Origin of the sequence: Actinoplanes subglobosus (assembly GCF_042650585.1) — a bacterium.
Taxonomy (GTDB): Bacteria; Actinomycetota; Actinomycetes; order Mycobacteriales; family Micromonosporaceae; genus Actinoplanes; species Actinoplanes subglobosus.
This window is the reverse complement of the sequence record NZ_JBHSBL010000006.1, coordinates 329,738-350,926: the sequence shown is the minus strand read 5'-3', so window position 1 is coordinate 350,926 and position 21,189 is coordinate 329,738. Positions and strand designations below refer to the sequence as shown.

Below are 21,189 nucleotides of genomic sequence, written 5' to 3'. Positions count from 1 at the left end.
CGTGAGCACGGTCACCGAGTTCGTTGACGTCAACGTCCCGGTTCGTACCGCCTACAACCAGTGGACCCAGTTCGAGGAGTTCCCCCGGTTCATGGAGGGCGTCAGCGAGATCCGCCAGCTCGACGACACCCACACGCACTGGAAGACGGAGATCGCCGGGATCAGGCGCGAATTCGACGCCGAGATCACCGAGCAGCTGCCCGACGAGCGGGTGGCCTGGCACGCGACCGACGGCGAGAAACAGGCCGGCGTGGTCACGTTTCACCGGATCGACGACACCCACACCCGGGTCACCGTGCAGATGGACTTCGACCCGCAGGGCTTCGTCGAGACGGCCGGCGACAAACTCGGCATCATCGACCGGCGGGTGAAGAGCGACCTGCACCGGTTCAAGGAATTCATCGAAAGCCGCGGTGGCATCGAGACCGGCGCATGGCGCGGCCAGGTCGATCGGCCCGGCAGCTGAAAACCGATCATTCGGTACGGCCACGCCGGGTCCCGTGACCACCACGGCCCGGCAGGCGGAACACCGGGCCGAAGCCCGGCCGCCGGGCTGAATGCGGTGGTCACCCCACGGCGTCACCGGCAGACACCGGTTTCTCGGCCGGAGTGGTCCGCACCGGCTCCACAGTCGGGGCGGGCCGCTCCGGCTTCGTGCTCCTCGCGGGCGGCGTGGTCGGTGCGGGCTTCGGCTTGGGCCTGACCTGCGGCGCGGTGGCGACGGGGCTCCGGTGCGGACGTGCCGGCGCTGTCTTCGGCGCGGGGACGGTCCGGCGGGTCTTGCGTACCGCCGGCTCGGGCTCCTCCGGCTCGGGATCGGGCCGCCGCTGCACCACGGGCCCCGGGCCGGGCGCCTGCACCACGGCGTCCGGGACGGTCCCCGGCGTCGCCCGGTCCGGTGGGCGGCGGATGACCAGCGCGCCGATGCCGTCCTCGGCGCGGATCGCATACCGGTCGTGGGCCTCGGGGAACTCCGGCTCACGGAACACGGTGCCCGCCGCGGTGCCGTTGTTGGCGATCCAGGGCGCCTCCACCGATCCGGCACCCTCGGCCAGGTGCACCCGGACCGGGATCCCGCGGCGCACCGACACCACCGCCGTGCCGATGCCGCCGGTGAAGACGACCGGCACCGTCCCGTCCGGATCCGGCAGCCACACCTCGGCCAGCCCGGCCGCACCGACCTCGACCCGCTGCACCCGGCCGTCACGCAGGTTGAGCTGCTGCTCCCCCGCACCGGCCGGGAGGCGGATGTCCCATCGGACGTTGCGGTTCAGGACGATCCGCACCTCGTCGAGCCCGTCCCCGTCGGACTCGATCAGCCGCAGCGTGACCCGGCCGTCACGACGGCTCACCACCGGCACGACACCCGCGTCGGAGGCGGTGCTGATCCGGTAGAGCTGGCCTGGCAGTCGGGCGAACCGCACCCGTACCCGCGCCGCGGCATCACCCACAGTGAGCCAGGCCGCGGTCCGGCCGTCCAGTGGCCCGGCGACCACCCGCTCGTCGACGACCGGCACGACGACGGTGGGACGCGGCGTGGACGGTGTCGGCCAGACCGTCGCGACGCCTCCCACGGCCAGCGCCACCGCCCCGGCGGCGACGATGATTGAGCGACGGAGACGCAAGTCGGTGGGCACCATCGGACAACGCAGAATCGGCCGAACGGGTGACGGCGTTCCGCCCATATCGCGCCAGAATTTCCGAGTGCGATCTGTCGGTTTCCTCTCCGAGCGTCAGCGCCGCTTCGCCTGGGTCGGTTTTCTCCTGACCGCCTTCCAGGCTCCCCTGGCAGCGAAGCTGGTCGATGACGCGTCCTGGTTCTTCGCCGTCGTGGTCGCCCTCGTGGTCGCCACGGTGATCATCGCCGACGATGCCGAGCGCCGTCGTCCCGAGCCGGTCGACTACGTGGAGTAACCTCCCGCTTCCCGTCTCAGCCGCTGTCGCCCGGGCACGCTTCGTGCCCGGGCCTTCCGTGCGTCCGCCGGCGCTCCTTGAGTTCCGCCTCGTGCAGGTGCCGCCGCCCACCCGCGAGCCGTGTCCGGGCCTCCCGCTCGACCTCACGGAACTCGGCGTAGTACCCGTCGTCGAACTCCTCGACGAGCTGGAACGTCCAGTGCCCCGGGACGACGTTGCGGCCGATCAGCTCCTGCTGGATCCGCTCCGCCGTCCCCACGTGCCCGGCCTGCATGAACAGCGAGACGGCCTCGTCCAGAGCGAAGTCCGCCATACCGATGAGTTGATGCACGCTGTAGAGGTGTCCCCGGGCCCGCTCCACCGTCTCCAGGGCTTCACTGAGCCTCCCAAGAGCCGCCACGGTCACGTCGTCGAGCCCTTCCGGCCGCCGGTGCGCCGCATCCGGCCCGCCGTCACGCTCCGGCCCGCCGTCACGCTCCGGTCCGCCCGCTCCACCCATCACAGCCCTCCCGATCTCCACCCGAACCACCACGCTTCCCGGCGCCCGCCCGAACCACCACGCCGATCACCGCTGGCCGCCGCCACGCCGCTCGCCGCTGGCCGCCGCCACGCCGCTCGCCGCTCGCCGCCGCCACGCCGCTGGCCGCCGCCACACCGCTCGCCGCCGCGCTACTCGTCGCTCAACCGCTCACGCGCGTCGAACGCCGCGGCCGACCGTCGCTGCCCCAGGGACTTTCCCCCGTCCGCCGAGTTCAACCGGCCTGCAACGGTGAGGGACCCGTCGGTCACCCTGGGCTACCTAACGTTTCTTCTCATGAATGGCCTGTTCAGCAACGCCGCCGCCCGCGCTGCTCAGCGCTCCGCCCACGCTTCGCTCGCCGACCTCACCGCCGCAGTCGGCGTGACCGGTCTCGCCGCCGCCCAGGCGAACCCCGGCCTCATGTCGGTGATCGACCAGCACGCCGCCGGCATCCGGGACAGCCTGAACGCCGACTCCCGCCCGCTGACCGCGATCCTGCTCGCGGCCTACGCCGAAGGTGTCCGCGACGCGGCGTTCCAGCACGGCTGGTCCGCTCCCGAGGGCGAGATCGACTGGTCCGAGAACGACTGGGTCGTCCGCCGCCTCCTCGCGGTCTGCATCCTGTCCTCGACGCTGCCGGCCCCGCGCTGACCATTCGCAGCCTTGCGCTGAGCATTCCCAGCCTTGCGCTGAGCATTCCCAGCCCGGAATCGACCGGCCCAGCCGGCTGATTCGGCCGCCCCTGCCACTCGAGTCCCGACCACGAGGGCCGGCACCGGAACCCCGGTGCCGGCCCTCCGTCACGTCCTCGTCGACCCGCCCGGCCGTGGTCCTTCGACCGTGGGCTCGTCCTCCCCCGATCCGACACGGGGCACGGTCGGTTCATCCATGCCAGCCGGTAGCGGCACGATCCGGGTGCGCTCCTCGTCGCCCTCATCGATCACCACGGCGGCATCCGGCCCCGGCCCGTGAACGACGGTCGGTTCCTCCCCCACATCGGCACCGCGGGTGATGACCGAGGTCGTGAGTTCCTCCGCCCCCGCCAGAGACGTCGTCGGCTCCTCATCGACGCCCGCACCCCGAGCGCCCGAGCCCACCAGGTCCCCCGGAACCGCCAAGTACGTCGTCGGCTCCTCCCCGACTCCCGCACCCCGACCGCCCGAGCCCACCAGGTCCCCCGGAACCGCCAAGTACGTCGTCGGCTCCTCCTCGACATCCGCGCCCCGGGCGACCGAACCCGCGGCCTCCCCCGGAACCGCCAGGAACGCTGTCGGCTCCTCGGCGAGGTCAGCCGTCGGTTCGCCGGCGGACGGTGACGGCCGGGGCCTCACGCCCGGGGTGAGGAAGGTGGTTTCGGCAGCACCCAGACGCACGTGGACGGTGTCCTCCTCATCACCGCCGACCGGCTCCGCGGGCGGTTCGTCATGGCGGCCGAACCCCGGAACGAAGTCCGGAAGATCGTCGACCGGCGCCACGATCACCTGAGTCTCATCGCTGTCGTGCTCCCGGGACCGCCGTTCCTCCTCGTCCCAGCGTGTCTCCCAGGCCCAGTCGCCGCCCTCTTCCGGATACGCCGGCCCAGCTGCCGCCTGCCCACCGCCGGGCGGCTCCCCCGCGACGTCGGCGGACGGTTCACCCGCCGCACCGCCGCCGACCGGCTCAGCGACCACATTGCCGCCGCCTGGCTCACCGGCCGCATTCCCGGCCGATTCACTGACCGCACTGCCGCCGGACCACTCATTGACCGCCCCGCCGCCGGACCACTCGCCGGCCACGCTGCCGCCGGACGCAGAGTCACGCGACGGACCTCCACCGGACGACTCGCCCTCAGCCCCGGCCAGACCGCCGGCAACGAGCGCGCCGGCCGTCGCCTCCTGCCGGGCCTCCGCGGCGCGGCGCATCTCGGCCTCCAGATCGGCTTCCCCGGCGCCACGTGCCTCAGCCGCCCGTTGCCGCACTTCCGCAAGCCGCGCACCCGCGCTAGGCCCCGACCCATCCGCACCCGGCCTACTCGCGCCCGACCCACCCGCGCCCGACCCATCCGCACCCGGCCCACCCGCGCCCGACCCATCCGCACCCGGCCCCGTCCCACCCGCGCCCGTCCTACCCGCGCCCGTCCTACCCGCGCCCGTCGCGGGCTCGCCCGTCCCCGACTCGCCCACAACCGGACCCGGATCGCCCGCGACCGTCCGAGGTTCTCCGGTGCCCGGCTCTCGCGCCGTCTGACCAGCGGCGGTGGGGTCGGCGTCGCCCTCGGATCGCACGGCACCGGCGGGACCAGCGGAGCGAGCAGGACCAGGCGGATCGGTCGGCCCGGCACCTGAAACCAGGCCGGCAGGCCCGGATGGCGCGGCGAAAACGGCACGCCCGGATGGCGCAATAGAAGCGGCACGCCCGGATGGCGCAATAGAAGCGGCACGCCCGGATGGCGCAATAGAAGCGGCAGGCCCGGATGGCGCGGCGGAAGCAGCAAGCCCGGATGCCGTAGCGGAAGCAGCAAGCCCGGATGCCACGGCGGAAGCAGCAGGCCCGGATGGCGTAGCGGAAGCGGATGGCGCGGCGAAAACGGCAGGCCCGGATGGGATGACGGAGGCCGCCGGGCCGGACGGACCAGCGGAACCGGCCGGGCCGGGAGTGGCGGGGTCGTCCGGTGGGATGGTGGCCTGCTCCTCGTCGGCCGCCTGCCGGGATCGCTCCTCGGCGTAGGCGCGGGCCTGCGACCGGATCACCGCCGACTCGGTGGCCGCTCTCTCCAGCCACCGCTCCCACCGCTGCTGCATGGGCCGGATGAGCCCGCCGCCGACACCCACGATGATCACGCCGGCCACCGTGGCCAGCACGGTGATCAGCAGGGGGCGGGTGACCGAGGTGGCGATGCTGATCTGGTCGAGACCGGCGATCACGCCGAGCGTGACGATGACGGCGGCGGCCGCCTTGGCCAGGACCCGGGCGTAACCGAGACCGCCGAGGACGGCCAGCACCAGGTCGTGGGCGGCCCGGGCGATGGCAGCGGTGACGACCACGATGACGATGGCGACGAGGACCTGTGGCAGCCAGGAGATGAGGGCGGTGATCAGATCACTCGCCGGGTTGGGCCCCCAGACACCGAACGAGGCCTGGAGCGCGAACAGCAGCACCACGAAAAAGACGAGCCGGGCGCACACGTCGGTGACGCTGGGTGTGCCCGGTCGGAGGAGGCGACCGGCCGGCCCTCGCTGGACGGCCCGGTCGAAACCGGCCCGGCGCAGGGTCTTGGCGGTCAGGGTGCGCGCGACCCGGGCCAGCAGGTAGCCGGCGACCAGGATCAGCACGGACACCAGGACCGTCGGCAGGTAGAGCACCACGGACCGCCACATGTCGTTCAGGCTCCGGGTGAGCCCGTCTCCGGTCATCCGTCCCCCCTGAGTCGGCACGGCGGAACCTCGGACACCGCCTCAAGCAGGAGTACCACGCTCCCCTGACAATCGGGCGCGCCCTTGCACAAAGCGGCATTACACCCGGTCGGGTCAGAGGCAGGGTTCCCCGGCGCGGCGGCACCCGGACGGGTGACCACTGACGGTGGCGGCGGCCCGGGTCCCGGTGGTGGCGGGCGCGGGGGCTTCGTCCCGGCCGCGGATCGCGATCAGTGCGGCGGCCAGGGCCACAAGGCCGGCGACGAGGACGACGATCCACAGACGGTGGCCGCGGAGGACGCCGGTCGCGGCGTGGGTGCGGGGCACGGCACGCCGGGGCGCTCCCGCTTTCCGATCGTTGCCGACCCTCGGGGGGTACGCGTCCGCGGGCCCCGCCACGACCGCGGCCATCGTGATCGTCTCGGCCGACGCCGACCAGGCCGCGAGCGCCGCATACCGCTGGTCACCGAAGTCCGGCCCGGCGGGCTGCCCGGCGGGTGCCGTCGCCGGGCGCGCGGGCAGCGGGTCGGCATACGGCGAGGTCCGGGGGTAGGCGGTGGAACGCGTCACACCGTGCGGCGGTTCGATCACGGCGCGACTATAGGTGGCCGACCGTTCCACTGACCAAGATCTCACCGCGCATCCACTGGTCACTCTGGGTTAACACGAGCGTGAATCGTCCTCAGCATCAAACCGTCAGCGGTACCGGGGAACGGTCAATAACCGGACGGTCGGCCGGTGGGGCATCGTACAAACGGACCACACGGGATAGGCTTTCCGCATGGTCGGCTCGGGAGGTTTCGGGGCGGGGGGTCTCCACCCGTCCCCGATCACCACGCTCCCCGTGCAGACAGCCGGGACACAGCACACCGGCCTGGGCTGCGCGGCGCTGGTGCATGCCTTCGACTGGTCGACGACCTCGATGGGTCCGATCACGGGGTGGGACCCGGCGGTCCGCGCGGCGGTCGAGCTGGTCCTCTCCTCGCCGGTCCCGATGCTGCTCACCGTCGGTGACGATTTCGTGGTCATCTACAACGACGCCTACACCGAGGTGCTCGACGCCCTGCATCCGGCGGCGCTGGGTCAGCCGGCCGCGACGGCGTTCGGCGCCGCGTGGGAGCAGCCGGGTCTGGGTGACGTCGTCCAGCAGGTGCACCGGACCGGCCGGTCGATCCTGGAGCCGGAGAGTCAGGTGCAGTTCGCGCCGGGCCGCACCGAGCCGGCGTTCTACACCCGGGGCCACTCGGTGATCCGCACGTCGCGGGGCGCGGTGGCCGGGGTGCTCACCGTGGCGGCCGAGACCACGCACGTGATCCACCGGCTGCAGAGTCTCGGCGAGCTGACCGCACGGCTGGCCGGCGCGCTCACCATCGACGATGTCACGCGCGTCGTCCTGACGTACGCCATGGCATCTTTTGATCTTGATCATTGCGTCCTCGCCGTCGACGAGGGCCTCGCCTATCGCTATGTCCGCCGGATCCGTGGCGAGATGCTGGATGAGGTCGACGAGCGGCTGCCACCGGTGTGGCGGCGCATCAGCGCCGATCCGGCGGCGCCCGCGGTTGCGGCGGCGGAGACCGGGCGGGCGACGTTCGTCTCCGACGGTGAGCCGCTGGCCGCCGTCGCCTCCGACCGGCACGAGCGGCGGGTCCGCGCCCTGGCCGCCCTGCCGTTGCGGACGCCGTCGCTGCGGGGTGCGCTGACCGTGGGTTTCCGCCGGGCGCATGTCTGGCTGCCGGCCGAGCGGGCGCTGCTGACGGCGGCGGCCGAGCTGGTGGCGCAGGCGGCGGAGCGGGCCCGGCGGTTCGAGGCCCAGCACGGCACGGCGCAGTTGCTCCAGCGCAGCATGCTTCCCGAGCACCTGCCCGAGCTCGACACGTTCCGGATAGCGGCGCGTTATGACGTCGGTGTCGACGGCAATGCGGCCGGCGGTGACTTCTACGACGCGTTCCACCTGATCGACGGCCGGCTGGCGATGGTGCTGGGTGACGTGGCCGGCCACGATGTGCGGGCCGCCGCGGTGATGGGCCAGGTCCGGGCGGCGCTGCGGGCGATGGCGCTGACCGATCCGGCGCCGCCGAGCGTGCTGGCCGGGCTCGACCGGCTGGTCGGCTCGCTGGGCGCCGAGTCGCGTAACGAGGAGATCTTCGTGACCGTCGTCTACGGGGTGCTCGACCCGTCGGACGGTTCGATCACGCTGGCCAGCGCGGGTCACCCGCCGCCGGTGCTGCGCCGGGCCGGCCGGGCCGGTGAGCCGGCCACCGCCGAGCTGGTCAAGGTTCCGCCGGGCGCGCCGCTGGGTCTGGGCGGGCGCTGGCAGACCGGCGCGGTGCGGCTGGAGCCGGGCGATTCGATCCTGATGTTCAGTGACGGTGTGGTGGAGCGTCGTGACCGCCCGCTCAGCGACGGGCTGGACGCGCTGGTCGCGGCGGCGGCCGCGTCGCCGAGCGGTGATCCGCGCAACCTGTGCTCGCTGGCGACGGCCGCGGTGCCGGGCACGACCGATGACGACGTGGCGCTGCTGGCGGTCGAGCACGCGCTGGCGATGAGCCGGTCGGCGACGCTGCAGGTGGCCGCCGAGCCGACTAGCCCGAGCCGGGTGCGGCAGTGGATGACGACGCGGCTGCGCGAGTGGAGCGTCCCGGAGCCGGTGATCGGCGCGGCGATCCTGTGCACGAGCGAGCTGACGACGAACGCTCTGTTGCACGCCGGCACCCCGGCGCAGGTGCACATCGACCTCAACGCGGAGCGGCTGCTGGTCTCGGTGGCCGACACCGGCACCCGGGGCAGCGTGATCCGGGCGCATGCCGACACCCTGGCCAGCCGGGGCCGCGGTCTGGGCCTGATCGAAGAGCTCAGCGACTCGTGGGGCACCGATCCGACGGTCCGCGGATCGACGGTGTGGTTCGAGATGCTCTTGGCGGGTAAAGCGCGGGCATGAATTTTCCGGGCATACAGGTGTCCGATGTGCTGTTTGCCCTGTTCGGTGCCGGCGCCCTGCTTGCCGGCATCCTCCCGCGAGCACTGGAACGCCGTCCGCTGTCCATGCCGATGGCGTTCCTCGGGCTGGGGCTGCTGCTCTTCGGGTTGCCGCTGGGCCTGCCGGAGGCCGATCCGCTGGCACATCCGAAACTGACCGAGCACCTCACCGAGGTGTGCGTGATCGTGGCGCTGATGGGCGCCGGGCTGAAGATCGACCGGCCGTTCGGGCGCCGCCGGTGGGCGTCGACGTTCCGCCTGCTGATCATCGCGATGCCGGTGACGATCGCGGCCGTGGCGCTGCTCGGGTGGTGGTGGGCCGGGCTGGTGCCGGCGTCGGCCCTGCTGCTGGGCGCGGCGATGGCGCCGACCGATCCGGTGCTGGCAGCCGATGTGCAGGTGGGTGAGCCGACGGATGAGGAGGACTCGGAGGACGAGGTGCGTTTCGCGCTGACCTCCGAGGCGGGACTGAACGACGGGCTGGCCTTCCCGTTCGTCTACGCGGCGATCGCGATCGCGGCGCACGGGCTCGACCCGGGCGGCTGGCTCGGCGGGTGGGTGCTGACCGACGTCCTCTACAAGGGGCTGGTCGGCCTGGTCGGCGGCGTCGTGATCGGGAAGCTGCTCGGGAAACTGTTCTTCCGCGCACGGAAGAACTCGCTGCGGCTGGCCCGGCACTCCGAGGGCTTCCAGGCCCTGGCGGCGACCTTTCTGGCGTACGGGCTGGTCGAGGTCGTCGGTGGCTACGGTTTCCTGGCCGTCTTCGTGGCGGCGCGGGCGATCCGTGCGGCCGAACGGTCCAGCGAGTACCACCAGGTGCTGCACGATTTCGCCGAGCAGATCGAGCGGCTGCTGACCGTACTCCTGCTGCTTCTTCTCGGTGGTGCGGTGGTCGGCGGACTGCTGGCGCCGCTCACCTGGCAGGCCGCCCTGACGGGTCTCGCGCTGGTCTTCGTGGTCCGTCCGCTGGCCGCGTTCGCGGCCCTGCGCGGTGCCCCCGGACGCCCATCGGAACACTGGGTGATCGCCACGTTCGGTATCCGTGGCGTCGGCACGTTCTATTACCTAGCGTATGCAGTGACACATGCCGATTTCCCGGGCGAACCACTCCTCTGGGCGACCGCGGCATTCGTCGTCGTCGTGTCCGTAGTGCTGCACGGCGTAGCCGCGACCCCGGTGATGCGTCACCTGGATCACACACCTGCTTACCAAGAGTAGTTTAAAACTGCTCTAAACCAGACAATGAACCGGCCGGTGGTGACGAAGCGTTATCAGTGCCGTAGAGTACGAAGGTAACTGGGGATGTCCACCATGGAGCGGCTCATGCGGATCAGAGGCTATGCACCCTTGACACCTTGCTGGGTGGAACTGGCGAGTGCGGACCCCGCACGCGCGGCGCAGTTCTACGGAGAGTTGTTCGGCTGGGAGTCAGCGGGTGATCGGTTCAAGCTCGGGGGGCGCGCTGTCGCCGGTCTCACCCGCAGCCAGTTCGACCGGCCGGACGGCTGGCTCACCCACCTGAGCACACCCGACCTCGAGGAGACGCTCGAACAGGTCGCCCTCTCCGGCGGCCACTGCCTCAGCCACCCGGCCGAGGCCCACGGCGGCCGGCGCGCGATCGTCGCCGACCCCAACGGCGCCATCATCGGCCTCTGGCAGGCCTACGACTTCGCCGGCGCGCAGGCCGGCGGCGAGCCCGGCACGATGTCGTGGCCGGAGCTCATCACCGACGACCCGGACGCGGCGGCCCGCTTCTACGGCTCGGCGTTCGGCTGGCTGCTCAACCAGCAGTTCGGCTCCGGCGAGTGGCTCAACCAGGCCCACGACGCCGTCGCCGGCCTCGCCCCCGGATACCGTGGCGCCTGGTGGCGCGCGGCCTTCCAGGTCGAGGACATCCAGGCCACGGCCGACCACTGCGAGCGGATGGGTGGCGCGATCATCCTGGAGCCGTCCGAGGCCGGGCTGACTGCCCTCGCCGAGCTTCGCGACCCGTTCGGCACCCGCTTCACGGTCGCCGCGCCGGTGCACCACCCGGTCGAGCTGACCGTCTCCCTCGGCACCCTGCCCGCCTGGGACTGATCGACAGCACCGCCCGCAACTCTCGGAAGAGGCCGGCCCTTCGGGGCCGGCCTCTCCGTGCATCCAGGCCAGTTCGCCGGCCGTCGCCCAGACACCCCCACCGCCGGGCGAGGCCCGGCCGGACGACGGCCGGCGATCTCAGGTGTGGGTCCGCCGGACTGCGGGTAGGGGTACAGGCGTTCGACAATCGTCAGGAAAGGACCGCGTCATGGCTGACCAGACGGACGCCGGCAGTGCCATCAAGGACCCGGCGGACTGGACCACCGGGGACGAACCGGCCACCGGGGCGCAGGAGTCCTACCTGCGCACTCTCGCCACCGAGGCACAGGAGGACGTTCCCGGCGACCTCACCAAGGCGGACGCCTCCCGCAAGATCGACGAGTTGCAGGAGAAGACCGGCCGCGGCGCCTGAGGCGCTTCCCGGAGGGCCGGCCCGTGATCGGGCCGGCCCTCCGCCGTCCCGGGCGTCAACTTGAGTTGACACGGCCGAGGTTGTCAACGTAAGTTGACGGCATGACCGAAGCTACCGATCTCGCCGCCGCTGCCGGCAGCACCGATCCTCGGGTCGGCCTGCGGGCGGTCGTGGCGCTGCGCCGCCTCCTGGAGGGGCTGGAGCGACTGCAGGTGGCGAACGCCCGGGCCAGGGGCTGGTCCTGGCAGGACATCGCCGACGCGCTCGAAGTGACCCGCCAGGGCGTGCACAAGAAGCACGCCCGGCTGCTGCCGATGCCGGATCCACGGGAGGACTGAGATGTTCGAGCGATTCACCAAGGCGGCCCGCGAGGCCGTGATCGGCGCGCAGGAGAAGGCGCGGCTGCTCGGGCACGATTCGATCGGCACCGAGCACACACTGCTGTCACTGGTCGCCGCCGAGAACGGCGCGGTCCGGGAGGCGCTGCGGAGCGAGGCCGGGGAGGTCGACGAGGCCTACGTCCGGGCGGCCATCATCCGGCACGTCGGCGACCGGAGCGAGACGACCACGATCGCCGACCGGGACGCCGAGGACGCGGCGGCGCTCAAGTCGATCGGCATCGACCTGGACGCGGTGCGCGCCGCGATCGAGGAGAACTTCGGGGCCGGGGCGCTGCGGCTGCCCGGTCCGGCACCGAAGAAGAAGGGGCTGCTCGGCCGGTTCACCCCGACCGCGGTGACCGGGCACCGGCCGTTCTCGGCACGCAACAAGAAGGTGCTGGAGTTGTCCCTGCGCGAGGCGATCCGCCTCAAGCACAACTTCATCGCGCCGGAGCACATCGCGCTGGGCATCCTGCGCGAGGGCCAGGGCCTGGCCATGCTGATCCTGGCCGAGCGCGGCGTCGACGTCGGCACCGCCCGGGAGCGGCTCACCCAGTCACTCAACACCCCGGCCGCCTAGGTGACGGCACGGGTCACCATGCGGGGCCGGGGTCAGCGGGTCTTCGCGAAGAGCAGACGGTCCCGCCGGGCGCCGCGGATCAGCAGGTAACCGCGCAGGTGGCCCTCGTAGGTGAGGCCTGCCTTCTCCAGGACGCGGCGGGAGGCGACGTTGGCCGGGTCGCACGTGGCGGCCACCCGGTGCATCGACAGCCGGTCGAAGCCGTAGGTGACGACGGCCGTCGCGGCCTCGGTGGCGTACCCCTCGCCCCAGGCCGAGCGGGCCAGCGTGTAGCCCATCTCCGCCCGGGCGTGGGCCTCGCTGGTGACCCGGAGCTGGACGGCGCCGATCACGGTGCCGGCCAGGTCGATGGCGAACAGGTGGACCCCGGGGGCCGGGCGCACGGCCTCGGCGACGAAGGCCTCCGTCTCGGCGAGGGTGTTCGGCCCCCACTCCATGTAGCGGACCACCTCGGGGTCGCCGGCGTAGGCGTGGACGGCCGGCACGTCCCCGGAGCGGAAGGGGCGCAGCAGGAGGCGGTCGGTCGTCAGCTCGGTCACCGGGCCACGGTAGCCGGGCCGGAGTTCTCGTGGATCGTCGCGCGGGTGGCCGTACAAAATGGTCAAAGGCGCTTGCGCATCGCGGGGTCGGGCGTGCGCTGGAAGCCGAGGGTGGTGTAGAGCGGCTCGCCGTCCGGCGAGGCCTTGAGGTCCGCGACGCGGACGCCCTGGTCGCGGAACCATTGCAGCAACGCCTCCAGGCAGGCGCGGGAGTATCCGCGGCGGCGCATGCCGGGGTCGGTGACCACGTTGAAGACGTAGCCGACCCGGCCGTCGGGGCTGTACGGGTTGCCGAGGTGCTCGTCGATGACGCCGACCGCGCAGGCGGCGAGGCCCGGGCCGTCGGGATTCTCCACGACGAAGGCCGCGAGCGCGGGCTCCGGGGCGGCGAGGCGGCGCAGCAGGGAGGCGCGGGCCGGCGCGCGCCAGTCGTCGTTCCAGTCGCGGGGGAAGGTCCGGAGCATGATCGCGCGGAGGCGGATCAGCTCGTCGACGTCGTCAGGGGTGGCTCGGCGCATCGTCACGTGACCACCCTAACCTTATTTCAGATTTGAAATTTCAGATTTGAAGGAGTACGGTTCGTGACATGGCCGAACCGCTCACCGCGACGCAGCTGGCGCACTGGCGCACCTTCATCGAGAGCTCGTGGGCCTTGCACACCCGCCTCGAGGACGAGTTGCGCGCCGCCACCGGCCTGAGCATGAACGACTATCACGTGCTCGTCGCGCTGGCCGACGCCCCCGACCGGCGGATCCGGATGGGCGAGCTGGCCAGCCGGCTCGTCCTGTCGCCGAGCCGGATCACCTATCAGATCAACTCCATGGTCAAGCGCGGCCTGGTGCGCAAGGAGAGCTGCCCGGACGACGGGCGCGGCCAGGAGGCCGTGCTCACCGGTGAGGGGCTGACGGTCCTGCGCGAGGCCGCGCCCGCGCATCTGGCGACCGTTCGCGAGAGCTTCATCGATCATCTCGACGACGAGGAGCTGGCCGTGATCGGCCGCGTCTTCGCCAAGATCAGGAAGGTGTGAGACCCATGCCCGCCATCACCGTCGACGACGTCCTCGTCCTGCCCCGCCTGCCGCGACTCGACCCGGTGACCACCGAGTTCCGCGCGGTCCGGCGGCTGACCACCGCACCTCAGGGCTACGAGGGTGAGGGTTTCCCGGTGCGCCGGGCCTTCGCCGGGGTGCCGATGTCCGAGCTCGACCCGTTCATCCACCTGGACCAGATGGGCGAGGTCGACTACGCGCCGGGCGAGCCCAAGGGGACGCCCTGGCACCCGCACCGCGGATTCGAGACGGTGACCTACATGATCGACGGGATCATGGACCACCAGGACTCGCTCGGTGGTGGCGGCTCGATCTCCAACAGCGACACCCAGTGGATGACCGCCGGCTCCGGGATCCTGCACATCGAGGCGCCGCCGGAGCACCTGGTGGTGAGCGGTGGCCTCTTCCACGGGCTCCAGCTCTGGGTCAATCTGCCGCGGGCGGCCAAGATGATCGACCCCAAATACCAGGACATCAGGGGTACGAAGGCCGCGCTCCTCACCACACCGGACGGCGGCGGGCTGATCCGGGTCATCGCCGGTGAGATCGCCGGGCACCGCGGTCCGGGGTCGACGTTCACGCCGATCAACCTGGCGCACATCACCCTCCAGCCCGGCGCACGTCTCGACCTGCCGTGGCAGACCGACTACAACGCGCTGGTCTACACCCTCTCGGGTGAGGGCTGGGTGGGCACCGACATGCGGCCGGTCCAGCTCGGGCAGCTGGCCACCCACGGGCCGGGCGAGGCGATCCGGGTGGAGGCGAAGACGGAGCTCGACCTCTTCGTGATGGGCGGGCAGCCGATCCGCGAGCCGATCGCCCACTACGGGCCGTTCGTGATGAACACCCGGGCCGAGCTGAAGCAGGCTTTCGAGGACTTCCAGAAAGGGCGGCTCGGCGTCATTCCGGCGGCGCGCATACCGCACGTGGATTGACCTAGTCTGACCATCATGGACCGCATCGAGCGATTCGCCGACGTCGTGGTCCGGGCCGGCGCCAACGTCCAGCCCGGGCAGGGAGTCATTCTTCGTACGGACACCGCGCACCTGGAGATCGCCCGGGCGGTCGTGGCGGCGGCGTATGCCGCCGGGGCCGCCTGGGTCGAGCCGATCTGGACGGACGGCCCGATGCGCCGCGCCGCCGTCGATCACGCCAGCGCGGAGTCACTGTCCGCCAGCCGCGGCTGGGCCCTCCAGCGCATCCGCGAGTGGTCCGAGCAGGGCGTCGCCTCGATCGCCCTGCACGGCGACGCGGATCCGCACCTGCTCGACGGCGCCGACCCGGTGCGTGCCGCCGCGTTCCCGGCCGACGAGGTCCGCGCCATGCGGGAGATGGTTCTCGGCCGCCTGCGCTGGACCATCGTGGGCGCGCCCAACCCGGGCTGGGCCGCCCAGGTCTTCGGTGAGCCGGACACCGAGCGGCTGTGGGAGGCGGTGTCGACGGCGATGCGCCTGGACACCGAGGACCCGGCGGCCGCCTGGCAGGAACGGGCCGCGGTCCTCGCCGGGCGCGGGGCCCGGCTCGACGAGCTGGAGCTGACCTCGATCCGGTACGAGGGGGACGGCACCGATCTCACGGTGGGCCTGATCCCGGGTTGCCGGTGGATCGGTGGCGGGCTGGTCGACGCGGCCGGCGTGCCGTACATGCCGAACATCCCGACCGAGGAGGTGTTCACCAGCCCCGACCGGCGCCGCGCCGACGGGGTGATCCGGCTGACGAAACCGCTGGTGCTCAACGGAAGTCTGGTGCGCGGGCTGCGCGTGGAGTTCGCCGGCGGCCGGATCGTCGACGTGTCCGCGGACTCCGGCGCCGACGCGGTGCGGGCGCAACTGGAGACCGATCCCGGCGCCCGGTCGCTCGGCGAGGTGTCCCTGGTCGACTCGGAGAGCCGGATCGCCCGCACCGGGCTCGTCTTCCACAACACGCTCTTCGACGAGAACGCGGGGTGTCACGTGGCCTGGGGATCGAGCTTCCCGTTCGCGGTGCCCGGCGCCCTCGACCTGCCCGCCGCCCAGCGCGAGGAGCTGGGGCTGAACACGTCGGCCGTGCACACCGACGTGGTGATCGGCGGCGAGGGCATCACGGTCACCGGCACCGGGCCGAAGGGCACCGTCGAGATCATCCGCAACGACGAGTGGGTGCTCTGACCGCTCACCAGCGGGCGCGCCGGCGATCCCGCCACGGACGGCCGTCCGGGTCATAGACGAGGCGGTACGCGGGGAGCGCCCACAGCCGCTGATGCCACGGCAGGCGCTCGGTCTCGTGCGGGATCAACCGGCCCGGCGGGCGGGGTCCGACCCGTCCGCCGTCCCGCCAGTCCCGCAGCCGGTCGGCGGCCGCGGTCATCGCCTCGACCGCGGCGACCGGGTCGAGCAGGTCCGCGTCGTCGCCGTCGGCCCGGTCCAGGTGCTCACGCATCAGGGCCAGCCGCAGATCACGGGGAAACGTCCGGGCACCGTCGCCGAGCCCGGCCGGGTCACGGGGCTCCCGTTCGTCGCGGGTGCCGTCGAGGACCGCGCAGGACAGCTCACTGTCGTGCGTCCACGAGCGACGGTTGAAGTTGTCGCTGCCGACACTGCACCAGATGTCGTCGATCACGCACACCTTCGCGTGCACGTAGATCGGGGTACCGGCGTCGTTCTCCAGGTCGAAGACGTGCACCCGGTCGGCGGCGGCCCGCCTGCACAGCTCGATGGCCTGTTCCCGGCCCACCTGGTTGGGCGGCAGCGCGAAACCGCCGTCCACGTCCGGGTGGCGCGGCACCACGGCGATCAGGTGCAGGTCCGGCTCGTCGCGCATCTCCTCGGCGAAGAGCTGGGCCACCTCCTTCGACCAGAGATACTGGTCCTCCAGGTAGATCAGCCGGCGGGCCCGCTTGATCGCCTTGGTGTAGCCGCGGGCGACACTGCGCTCACCGAGTCTCGCGAAGCCGTAGGGCGGCCGCATCGCCGGGTAGGTCCGCAGCACCTGCACGGTGTGCGGGCCGCACTCCGGCGGGTCCGGCGGCTGCTCGGGCAGCGGGTCGGGGCTCATGTCCTCGTGGCGCAGCCGGTCGGTGATCGTGGCGATCGGCCCGTCCTGGTCGAGCGGGACCCGGTCGGTCCACCGCTCCCGGAACGAATGGTCGAGGGCACCCACGACCGGGCCGCGAAGCGCGAGCTGGATGTCGTGCCAGGGCGGGTTCGGGCCGTACGGCGACGCCATCCGGACTGCCTGCGGGTCGCCGTGGTGCCGGGCGTCGTCGCGGCGGCTGTGACACAGGTCGATGCCTCCGGCGAACGCGATGTCCAGTTCGGGGCGGCCCGGATGGCGCAGCACCACGAGCTTCTGGTGGTGCGACCCGCCCCGACGGACCCGCTGGTCGAGCAGCACCTCACCGCCGGCGGCCTCGATGTCGTCGCTGAGGTTCCGGTTCTCCTCCTCGCTGTACGCCAGCCTGTCCAGGTGGGAGCGCCAGAGCAGACCCTTGACGATCACCCCGCGTGCGGCGGCCGCGGCGAACAGCTCGGCCACGGTCGGGCCGTCGTCGCTCGTACGCTCGTCCGGGTCACCGCGCCAGTCGGTGAAGAACAGGTGGTCACCGGGCTCCAGCCGGCCGATTTCGGTCACCAGCCGATCGAAGTAACTTTGCCCGTGAATAAGTGGCTCGACCGTGTTTCCAGTGTTCCATATGGGTATGGAGGTGTCCGGGTTGCCGCGTTCGGCAGCGGAGAGAAGCCATTCCTGCGGCGGCACTGCAACCCCTTCGAGGTCGACGACGCCCTCACCGTAAGCCTCCCGCCAGCCGCTCGCACCCGGAGCGGTGATCCCCCTCGACCCCCGCGGAGGACAGGACCCATGAGCAGTGAGCCACTGACCACCACGCCCATCGCCGAGGCCACCGACACCGCCGAGAAGGGGCTGCTCATCGCGGTCCTGGTGCTGGTGCTCCTCGGCACCACCGCGATGCTGTTGATGTCCTGACCGCGAACACCGCCGGGACCGAACATCGCCGGGACCGAACATCGCCAGGACCGAACATCGCCAGGACCTGCGAGCCACCGGCCGGACGAGGGTATAGCTGGCCATACCTCGGAAGGTGTCCCTGGCATGCTGGGCCGGGCCGGGCCGTGGTGGCTACCGTGAGCCGGTGTTCATCGATGCCCTGAAAGACCGCCGCTACCTGCTCACGGTCCAGCCGTGGCGGGCGCTGCTGCGCCTCGCGGTGACCGCCGTGGTCGCCACGCCGGTCGCGTTCGGGTTCTGGATGCTGGCGCTGCCGTGGCTGGTCGCCGTGCGGGAGGTCACCGAGGGCCGCGGGCCCAAACCGGCCGTGGTCGTGCTGATGCTCCTGTCGGCGGCCCTGTTCGCCGGCGCCGGCCCGGCCGTGGCGCTGCCCTTGGCCGCGCTGGAGCGGCGCCGGCTCCGGCTGCCCGTCCCGCACCGGCCGCTGACCACCGGCCCGGTCGCCTGGTTCGCCGCCCGCTACCGGGAGGAGTCGACCTGGCGGGCCGTCGCCTATGCGGTGCTGCTCGCCGTGGCCGCTCCGCTGCTCTGGCTCGGTGCCGCCCTGCTCGCCGTCCTCGAGGTGGTGCTCCTGCTCAGCCCGTGGATCGCCGAGTGGCAGTTCGGCGACCTGGTGGTGCACGGCGGTTCCGGGTCGGCGCCGTTCATGCTGCTCGGGCTGGTCCTGCTCCCGCTCCTGCTCTACCTCGCCGGTGCGGTGGCGGCGCTGCACGGCGCCCTGGCCCGGCGGCTGCTCGGCGGCGGTGACGGGCTGCGCGACCAGTTGAGCGAGGTGTCGCTGTCCCGGGCCCGGCTGGCCGACGCGTTCGACGCCGAGCGCCGCCGGATCGAGCGTGACCTGCACGACGGCGCGCAGCACCGGCTCACCAGCCTCACCCTCCAGCTCGGCATGGCCCGGCTCGACCTGCCCGGCGACTCACCCGCCGCCGAGCCACTCGGCCGGGCCCACGACCAGGCCAAGGAGCTGATGGTGGTGCTGCGCGACCTGGTGCACGGCATCCGCCCGCAGACCCTCGCCGACCTGGGGTTGCCGGCCGCGCTGTGGGAGCTGGCTGCCAACTCGCCGGTGCCGGTGACGGTCGACGCCGACGCGGTCGCCGGCCGGCTGCCGGAGCGGGTCGAGACCACCGCCTATTTCGTGGCGGCAGAGGCACTGACCAATGTCGCGAAGCACGCGCACGCCACGTCGGTGCGGGTGCGACTCGACCGGGCCGGTGAGGCGACCGTGCTGGAGGTGCTCGACGACGGGCGGGGCGGCGCCGATCCGGCCCGCGGGTCCGGCCTGACCGGGTTGGCCGACCGGGTCGCCGCGGCCGGGGGCAAGCTGCTGCTGGCCAGCCCGCCCGGTGGCCCGACCCTGCTGCGGGTCGAGCTGTGACCCGGGTCGTCCTCGCCGAGGACGGTGTCCTGCTGCGGGAGGGCCTGGTCGGGGTGCTGGTCCGGTTCGGGTTCGAGGTGGTCGCCGCGGTGGGTGACGCCGCCGAGCTGACCGCCGCCGTCGAGCGGCACGATCCCGGGCTGGTGATCACCGACATCAAGATGCCACCGACTTTTCAGGACGAGGGGCTCCGCGCGGCGGTGCGGCTGCGGCGGGATCGGCCCGGCCTGCCGATCGTCGTGCTCAGTCAGCATGTGCAGCACGACTACGCCGCCGACCTGATCGGCACCGGCGAGGCGGTCGGCTATCTGCTGAAGGATCGGGTCGCCGACATCGCCGAGTTCGTGGCCGCGCTGCGCACGGTGGTCGCCGGCGGCACCGTCGTCGACCCCGACGTGGTCCGCCGGCTGATCCGCCGCCCGCAGGATCCGCTGGCCGGGCTCTCCGGGCGGGAGCGGGAGGTGCTGTCCCTGATCGCCGAGGGCCGCTCCAACTCGGCGATCGCGGCGGCCCTGTTCATCAGCGATCCGGCGGTCGGCAAGCACGTCGGCAACATCCTGGCCAAGCTGGGCCTGCCACCGACCGACGACACCAATCGGCGGGTGCTGGCGGTGCTGACCTACCTGCGGGCGCGCTGAGCGCCGGCAGAAGGCGGCGGCCCGATCGGCCACCGGCCCGGCACGTCCGGGTTCACCGGGAGACTCGGGTGAGCATCTACGCGTCCGGGATCGCCGAGGAACCTCGGGTGAGCATCTATGGAGCCGGGACCGCCGAGGAACCTCAGGTGAGCATCTATGGAGCCGGGACCGCCGAGGAACCTCAGGTGAGCATCTACGCGTCCGGGGCGGTGGTGGGGGTCAGGGTCCAGCGGGCCGGGGCCCAGATCGGCGCGGCCGGGTCGCCGACCAGGGAGAAACCGATGCGCCAGGCCCGCATCGGTGGGCGGTCCAGGGACCACCAGCGGTCAGACAGGGCGGTGCCGACGGCCGTGCACCGCTCCGCCTCCGGTCCCGAGGCGAGGATCGCGCCATCGGCCAGGACGACCGCGCCGGCCCCGCCGCTGTCGTCGAGGACCGCGAGGTAACTCTGCTCCCGGCCGGGGATCGAGGCGTGACTCACCCGCGGATGCCAGGCGGCGGCCGCGAACCACAGACCGCGGTAGGCGTCGGCGTCGAGCGACGGTTTCCAGCGGGCCGGCGACACCTCCTCCAGGCCTTCCAGCCCGGTCGCGACCGGTGGGTGGCTGCGCGGATGGCGGGCGCCGAGCGGGCCCGCGGCACCCATGAATCCGGCCGAGCAGACCACGGTCGCGGTCAGTGGGCCGGTGCGGATGTCGAGGACCGGGTGGATGCCGCCGTGCGCGACGGGGACGATCAGGCGGCCGCCCGGTTCGAGCCGGTCCAGCCAGTGCGGGGAGATCCCGGCGACGCCGACGGTCACGATGATGCGGTCGTAACGGGCGAACGGGCCTCCGGTGTAGCCGTCGGCGGCTTCCACCCGTACCCCCGTGATGCCTGCCCGGGCCAGGGCGGACCGTGCCCGGGCCGCGACGTCGGCCTGAACGTCCACCGTGGTCACCTCGGCGCCGAGCGAAGCGAGGAGTGCCGCGTTGTAGCCGGTGCCCGCGCCGATCTCGAGGATCCGCATGCCGGGCCGCACGTCCAGCGCCTCGATCATGATGGCCATCAGCGACGGCTGGCTGGAGGAACTCACCGGCACCTCACCGGCGAGTTTGGTGACCAGGACGTCGTCGCTGTAGACGGTCGGAAGGTACTCGGGGTCGGCGGGCACCACGCGCCGGCCGTCGCGGCGGTGGAACCCGTCGGCGACGAAGATCTCGCGTGGCACGGTCGCGAACGCCTCGGCCAGCGCGGGCGGGAGCCCGTCGCCCCGGATCAGCTGGACATAACGCCGGCGGACGTCTTCCATGCTGACACGGTACGTAACGCGGCGCCGATACGGT

At 72.3% G+C, this 21,189-nt stretch carries 23 protein-coding genes; 15 read left to right on the top strand and 8 right to left on the bottom strand.

Annotation, left to right across the window (positions count from 1 at the left end; all coding sequences use genetic code 11):
* Window position 1 precedes the first annotated feature (1 nt).
* Window positions 2–466: an SRPBCC family protein gene (locus ACFO0C_RS07750; RefSeq protein WP_378065857.1), complete on the top strand. Its 465-nt coding sequence runs from the start codon at window positions 2–4 to the stop codon at window positions 464–466.
* A 100-nt stretch (window positions 467–566) separates the two neighbouring features.
* Here ACFO0C_RS07750 and ACFO0C_RS07745 read toward each other — a convergent pair whose 3' ends face one another.
* Window positions 567–1,625: a hypothetical protein gene (locus tag ACFO0C_RS07745; protein WP_378065856.1), complete on the bottom strand. Its 1,059-nt coding sequence runs from the start codon at window positions 1,623–1,625 to the stop codon at window positions 567–569.
* A gap of 79 nt (window positions 1,626–1,704) precedes the next feature.
* On the opposite strand from ACFO0C_RS07745, the gene ACFO0C_RS07740 reads away from it, so the two are divergent.
* Window positions 1,705–1,914 carry a hypothetical protein gene (locus tag ACFO0C_RS07740; RefSeq protein ID WP_378065855.1) on the top strand — a complete coding sequence of 70 codons (210 nt, stop codon included), beginning with the start codon at window positions 1,705–1,707 and terminating at the stop codon, window positions 1,912–1,914.
* A gap of 16 nt (window positions 1,915–1,930) precedes the next feature.
* Here ACFO0C_RS07740 and ACFO0C_RS07735 read toward each other — a convergent pair whose 3' ends face one another.
* Window positions 1,931–2,413 carry a hypothetical protein gene (locus ACFO0C_RS07735; RefSeq protein WP_378066079.1) on the bottom strand — a complete coding sequence of 161 codons (483 nt, stop codon included), beginning with the start codon at window positions 2,411–2,413 and terminating at the stop codon, window positions 1,931–1,933.
* 315 nt (window positions 2,414–2,728) lie between these two features.
* Between ACFO0C_RS07735 and ACFO0C_RS07730 the strand changes: the two genes are divergently transcribed.
* Window positions 2,729–3,085 (top strand): DUF6401 family natural product biosynthesis protein, encoded by a 357-nt coding sequence (locus tag ACFO0C_RS07730; protein ID WP_378065854.1) that lies wholly within the window; start codon window positions 2,729–2,731, stop codon window positions 3,083–3,085.
* Window positions 3,086–3,234: 149 nt separating this feature from the next.
* Here the strand turns inward: ACFO0C_RS07730 and ACFO0C_RS07725 are convergent, their stop codons facing one another.
* Both ACFO0C_RS07725 and ACFO0C_RS07720 read right to left on the bottom strand, forming a co-directional pair.
* The gene (locus ACFO0C_RS07725) at window positions 3,235–5,826 is read right to left on the bottom strand and encodes a mechanosensitive ion channel family protein (protein WP_378065853.1); all 2,592 of its coding nucleotides are present in this window, start codon (window positions 5,824–5,826) and stop codon (window positions 3,235–3,237) included.
* Window positions 5,827–5,940: 114 nt separating this feature from the next.
* Window positions 5,941–6,417: a hypothetical protein gene (locus ACFO0C_RS07720; RefSeq protein WP_378065852.1), complete on the bottom strand. Its 477-nt coding sequence runs from the start codon at window positions 6,415–6,417 to the stop codon at window positions 5,941–5,943.
* Between the two features lie 190 nt (window positions 6,418–6,607).
* On the opposite strand from ACFO0C_RS07720, the gene ACFO0C_RS07715 reads away from it, so the two are divergent.
* From ACFO0C_RS07715 to ACFO0C_RS07690, 6 genes are all read left to right on the top strand, one after another.
* Window positions 6,608–8,767, top strand: coding sequence for an ATP-binding SpoIIE family protein phosphatase (locus ACFO0C_RS07715; protein ID WP_378065851.1), 2,160 nt, complete (start codon window positions 6,608–6,610; stop codon window positions 8,765–8,767).
* Entirely contained in the window at window positions 8,764–10,023 is a 1,260-nt protein-coding gene (locus ACFO0C_RS07710) for a cation:proton antiporter (RefSeq protein WP_378065850.1), read from the top strand. The genes ACFO0C_RS07715 and ACFO0C_RS07710 overlap by 4 nt, the downstream gene beginning before the upstream one ends.
* 144 nt (window positions 10,024–10,167) lie before the next feature.
* Entirely contained in the window at window positions 10,168–10,884 is a 717-nt protein-coding gene (locus tag ACFO0C_RS07705) for a VOC family protein (RefSeq protein ID WP_378065849.1), read from the top strand.
* A 208-nt stretch (window positions 10,885–11,092) separates the two neighbouring features.
* Window positions 11,093–11,296: a DUF3072 domain-containing protein gene (locus ACFO0C_RS07700; protein WP_378065848.1), complete on the top strand. Its 204-nt coding sequence runs from the start codon at window positions 11,093–11,095 to the stop codon at window positions 11,294–11,296.
* A gap of 101 nt (window positions 11,297–11,397) precedes the next feature.
* Window positions 11,398–11,634 (top strand): helix-turn-helix domain-containing protein, encoded by a 237-nt coding sequence (locus tag ACFO0C_RS07695; RefSeq protein ID WP_378065847.1) that lies wholly within the window; start codon window positions 11,398–11,400, stop codon window positions 11,632–11,634.
* Window position 11,635: 1 nt separating this feature from the next.
* Window positions 11,636–12,256 carry a Clp protease N-terminal domain-containing protein gene (locus ACFO0C_RS07690; RefSeq protein WP_378065846.1) on the top strand — a complete coding sequence of 207 codons (621 nt, stop codon included), beginning with the start codon at window positions 11,636–11,638 and terminating at the stop codon, window positions 12,254–12,256.
* A gap of 32 nt (window positions 12,257–12,288) precedes the next feature.
* Here the strand turns inward: ACFO0C_RS07690 and ACFO0C_RS07685 are convergent, their stop codons facing one another.
* Window positions 12,289–12,795, bottom strand: a complete 507-nt coding sequence (locus ACFO0C_RS07685) for a GNAT family N-acetyltransferase (RefSeq protein WP_378065845.1) — start codon at window positions 12,793–12,795, stop codon at window positions 12,289–12,291.
* Window positions 12,796–12,857: 62 nt separating this feature from the next.
* Window positions 12,858–13,313 (bottom strand): GNAT family N-acetyltransferase, encoded by a 456-nt coding sequence (locus ACFO0C_RS07680; RefSeq protein ID WP_378066078.1) that lies wholly within the window; start codon window positions 13,311–13,313, stop codon window positions 12,858–12,860.
* Between the two features lie 68 nt (window positions 13,314–13,381).
* Between ACFO0C_RS07680 and ACFO0C_RS07675 the strand changes: the two genes are divergently transcribed.
* Genes ACFO0C_RS07675 through ACFO0C_RS07665 form a run of 3 tightly spaced genes read left to right on the top strand, consistent with a single transcriptional unit; the run spans window position 13,382 to window position 15,990 of the window.
* A complete protein-coding gene (locus ACFO0C_RS07675) occupies window positions 13,382–13,822 on the top strand; it encodes a MarR family winged helix-turn-helix transcriptional regulator (protein ID WP_378065844.1) in 441 nt (146 codons plus the stop codon).
* Window positions 13,823–13,827: 5 nt separating this feature from the next.
* The gene (locus tag ACFO0C_RS07670) at window positions 13,828–14,778 is read left to right on the top strand and encodes a pirin family protein (protein WP_378065843.1); all 951 of its coding nucleotides are present in this window, start codon (window positions 13,828–13,830) and stop codon (window positions 14,776–14,778) included.
* A gap of 15 nt (window positions 14,779–14,793) precedes the next feature.
* A complete protein-coding gene (locus ACFO0C_RS07665) occupies window positions 14,794–15,990 on the top strand; it encodes an aminopeptidase (RefSeq protein ID WP_378065842.1) in 1,197 nt (398 codons plus the stop codon).
* 4 nt (window positions 15,991–15,994) lie between these two features.
* Here ACFO0C_RS07665 and ACFO0C_RS07660 read toward each other — a convergent pair whose 3' ends face one another.
* Window positions 15,995–17,578, bottom strand: a complete 1,584-nt coding sequence (locus tag ACFO0C_RS07660) for a phospholipase D family protein (RefSeq protein WP_378065841.1) — start codon at window positions 17,576–17,578, stop codon at window positions 15,995–15,997.
* Window positions 17,579–17,680: 102 nt separating this feature from the next.
* Between ACFO0C_RS07660 and ACFO0C_RS07655 the strand changes: the two genes are divergently transcribed.
* From ACFO0C_RS07655 to ACFO0C_RS07645, 3 genes are all read left to right on the top strand, one after another.
* Window positions 17,681–17,806, top strand: a complete 126-nt coding sequence (locus ACFO0C_RS07655; protein WP_378065840.1) for a hypothetical protein — start codon at window positions 17,681–17,683, stop codon at window positions 17,804–17,806.
* A gap of 166 nt (window positions 17,807–17,972) precedes the next feature.
* On the top strand, window positions 17,973–19,226 hold the full coding sequence (locus tag ACFO0C_RS07650; protein WP_378065839.1) for a sensor histidine kinase: 1,254 nt from the start codon (window positions 17,973–17,975) through the stop codon (window positions 19,224–19,226).
* Window positions 19,223–19,864, top strand: coding sequence for a response regulator (locus ACFO0C_RS07645; protein WP_378065838.1), 642 nt, complete (start codon window positions 19,223–19,225; stop codon window positions 19,862–19,864). Before ACFO0C_RS07650 ends, ACFO0C_RS07645 begins: the two co-directional genes overlap by 4 nt.
* Window positions 19,865–20,057: 193 nt before the next feature.
* On the opposite strand, the gene ACFO0C_RS07640 is transcribed toward ACFO0C_RS07645, so the two are convergent.
* On the bottom strand, window positions 20,058–21,155 hold the full coding sequence (locus tag ACFO0C_RS07640) for a protein-L-isoaspartate O-methyltransferase family protein (RefSeq protein ID WP_378065837.1): 1,098 nt from the start codon (window positions 21,153–21,155) through the stop codon (window positions 20,058–20,060).
* Between the last annotated feature and the right edge of the window lie 34 nt (window positions 21,156–21,189).